We start from the raw sequence: 3,110 nt of genomic DNA on the forward strand, positions 1-3,110 counted from the left end.
ACATGGATGTAAGCCAGTAGAATAACGCAGGAGCAGTTATCGAGTCCACTAGGTTACAAACCTCGCGCCGCGATTAAACCGCCCCTAGTTTGAACAAATTGTAATCCGCAAAGGTCAATAGACCCTAATTAACGCTAAGCGCTTCTAGATAATTTTTCACTTTACGCTTAAGATTAGGGCATTGATGCTTAACCACTTTTGAGTTTTATGAAACCGTTACTGAGTTGCTTACTTTTTTGTTTTGCTTTGTTTTATAGTGCCAGCAGTGCCGCTTATAACGAAGCTATGTGTATTCTTATAAAACAAGAAATGCAGCAACACAGCAATAATAAAGCCAGCCGTAAATACCGTAATGCTGCGCGAGACTTTGAAAAAAACTGCAGTGTTCCGCAAGCGGCACGCACTTTGCCAGTAGCAAAGCCTAAACCGCAGCCGGTTATTGAACAATCGACCCCGGAGGTTGTAAAACCACAACAAATAGAACCCACTTTACAGCCAACGTTGCCAGACGCTGCAACTGAGCAAAGTGCAACTGCACCCCAAAATAATGTAATCGAACAAAGCGCCACTCAAACTATAGAGCAAGCTAAAAAAAATGCCCCAGTAGCATCAACCACAACAGCACCTGATGAGTCACAAGTCAATGTAACAGCTGCGGCTGCACAAAGCGGCGCTTCTGAAAAAAATGCACAGCCCAGCAAAATACCGGCCAGTGAATTATCAAACACTGAGGAAAATACGCAACCAAAGGTAAAAAAAGCCACCGTTGAGCCTGCACAAACCGCCGTACCTATCACTATAAATACCAGCGAGCAAACAGCCGTTATTGCCTCTTCTATTCCCAAAGGGGCTAATATAATCTCGCTAGTATTACCAAGTGTGGCACTATTGTTAATTGTGGTAATTACGGTTGTGGTATTAATGCGCCTGCGCAATATTAAGCAAAATAAACAAGTGGCTGATACTGGCATACCATTGCAAATGCCCCCAAGTCACGACAATGATCAAACTCACAGTGTTGTTACTGAGCCGATGGTGACTGGCTCTGATCTGCAAAACCCAGCCGTCGAAAGCAAGGGTAAAGAGCCTGATTCTCGTCGAGTTAATACAGTGAAAATAAAGTCGGAGCCTAACACGGCAGAGTTTGAAGCAGCAGCTAAAGCAACCTTAGAGCGGATAAAAAATGCAACAGAGTTTGCCGAGCCACAAGTAAGAGATTTTGACCCCGAAGCCAAACAAAGCAAAATACAGCGTAATCCTATAAATCAGCCAATCAAAAAGGGTCAACATGAAGCGCCTATAAAGCCTTCACACAGCGCACCTGAACCCATTGCACCCCATCAGCCACAAGGTGATTTCCATCCTGCAAAAACGCAGCGTTCATCATTAAGCTCAACCACTGAACACGACTTTAAAGAGCCAGAAGTACGCACTTTCGATCCCGACGCGCCACTACCTACAAAAAAAACACCGGTAACGGCAGGGCAAGTAAAGTTTGCCCCTGAAGAGCCAAGTACGCGCGATAACTCACCACAAAGCAGCAATCCATTTGCTAATTTATCGCTTGATGAAAGCTGGGATCCAAATTCACCACAAAAACCAAAAATAGAAGAAAAAAAACGCGCGCCTAAATCACAAGCACTCATCGATGCAGAAGAACGCGCAAAAAAAATGCAAACAAAAGAATAACGCGGTAACATAAAGTACTTAAAATAAGTCTGTAAAGCGACGGTATAGCCCTTAAGCTTAGATTCAGTTAAAACCTTTAAAATAGTTTATTTTTTAAGCAGCATTCAAAGCCGCTTTATATCCAAAAAGGGTATATTTAATAAAAGGAGAGACTTATACACATGAATGTTATGTTATCAGCTAAATTAAGATACCGTATTTATATCGCATCTTTCTTGCTGATGGCTTTTACCAGTCATTACACGCACGCAATTGAAGCAATACAACCCTCAAGCAAAGCGGCTAATCACCATGCTGCTTTAAATATAAGTACAGGCGAATGGCCGCCTTTTTTAAGCGAATCGCTGCCTCACAAAGGCGTGGTTGCGCATTTAATTACCGATATATTTGCACAAGCTAACATTAAAGTTAACTTTACCTTTTTACCGTGGCCGCGTGCTTACCACGACACCATTAATGATAAATACGCAGCCACTGCCGTATGGATGTTTGAACAACAACGTGCTGAGGATTATTTTTACAGTGAGCCAGTGTTAAACGAGCGTTTTGTATTTTTTTATCATAAACAACGCCCTTTTGATTGGCAAAATCTAAACGATTTAAAAGGCTTATTACTCGGTGGTGGGCTTGCTTACAGCTATGGCGAAGAGTTTGATAAAGCACTACAAGCGGGTCTATTTGATATGTCGCGAGTAAGTACCACAGAGCAAAACTTTAAACGCTTAGCTATGGGCAGAATAGACGCCTTTGCCGAGGAAAAAAGCGTAGGCTATCACATACTGGCAGGTCAACTACCTACAATAAAAAATGCCATTGTGCATCACCCAAGGCCACTATTAATCAATAAAAGCTTTGTGATGTTCCCTAAAAATAACCCACTCAGTGAACAGCGGCTTGAAATATTTAACCAGCAATTACTTAAATTTAAACAAAGCGGCCGTTATCAAGCCTACTTTGATGCGTTAGATAATGGCGCTTATCAACCCACAAATAGCGCCCTGGCCGACTGACCTGCAGGCGCGGCTTTATGCAGCGCGTTTTATGTTTGGAACGCGGGTTTCGGGCTACGAGCTACGAGTTACGGGGGGATGGTAAAACCTAACCCCTGTTTTTATATTTTCTTATTACCCCTCATTGTCTTCTCTTTGTGCAAACATGTTTTAAGTGATTTATTCACAAAGAGGGCAAAGAGACGCTGCGCTAAAAGAGGAAAAACAAGCCAACTACTATCCTGTAGCAGCGATTTTATATCGCGTCAGGCCTAGGTCATTGAACTATACCCGCGCCTCGCAGCTCGTAACCTTTAACCTTTAACCTTTAACCTTTAACCTTTAACCTTTAACCTTTAACCTTTAACCTTTAACCTTTAACCTTTAACCTTTTTAAATTTTACTTAGGCCTAGGTTATTAAACAATATAAC

The 3,110-nt window shown here is 42.1% G+C and carries 2 protein-coding genes; both read left to right on the forward strand.

Annotated elements, in window-relative coordinates; genetic code table 11:
* The first annotated feature begins 207 nt into the window (after positions 1 to 207).
* Positions 208 to 1,689 (forward strand): hypothetical protein, encoded by a 1,482-nt coding sequence (locus CWC30_RS17260; RefSeq protein WP_138627713.1) that lies wholly within the window; start codon positions 208 to 210, stop codon positions 1,687 to 1,689.
* A 161-nt stretch (positions 1,690 to 1,850) separates the two neighbouring features.
* Complete coding sequence (locus CWC30_RS17265; protein ID WP_138627714.1) at positions 1,851 to 2,699, forward strand: substrate-binding periplasmic protein; 849 nt, start codon at positions 1,851 to 1,853, stop codon at positions 2,697 to 2,699.
* Positions 2,700 to 3,110 lie beyond the last annotated feature (411 nt).

The sequence above is a fragment of the Pseudoalteromonas sp. S4741 genome (genome assembly GCF_005886135.1).
GTDB classification, from domain to species: Bacteria; Pseudomonadota; Gammaproteobacteria; order Enterobacterales; family Alteromonadaceae; genus Pseudoalteromonas; species Pseudoalteromonas tetraodonis.

What these genes read in the sequence shown, in the direction of transcription:
- CWC30_RS17265 (WP_138627714.1), top strand. Translation starts at nt 1,851, where the DNA reads ATGAATGTTATGTTATCAGCTAAATTAAGATACCGTATTTATATCGCA.
- CWC30_RS17260 (WP_138627713.1), top strand. Translation starts at nt 208, where the DNA reads ATGAAACCGTTACTGAGTTGCTTACTTTTTTGTTTTGCTTTGTTTTAT.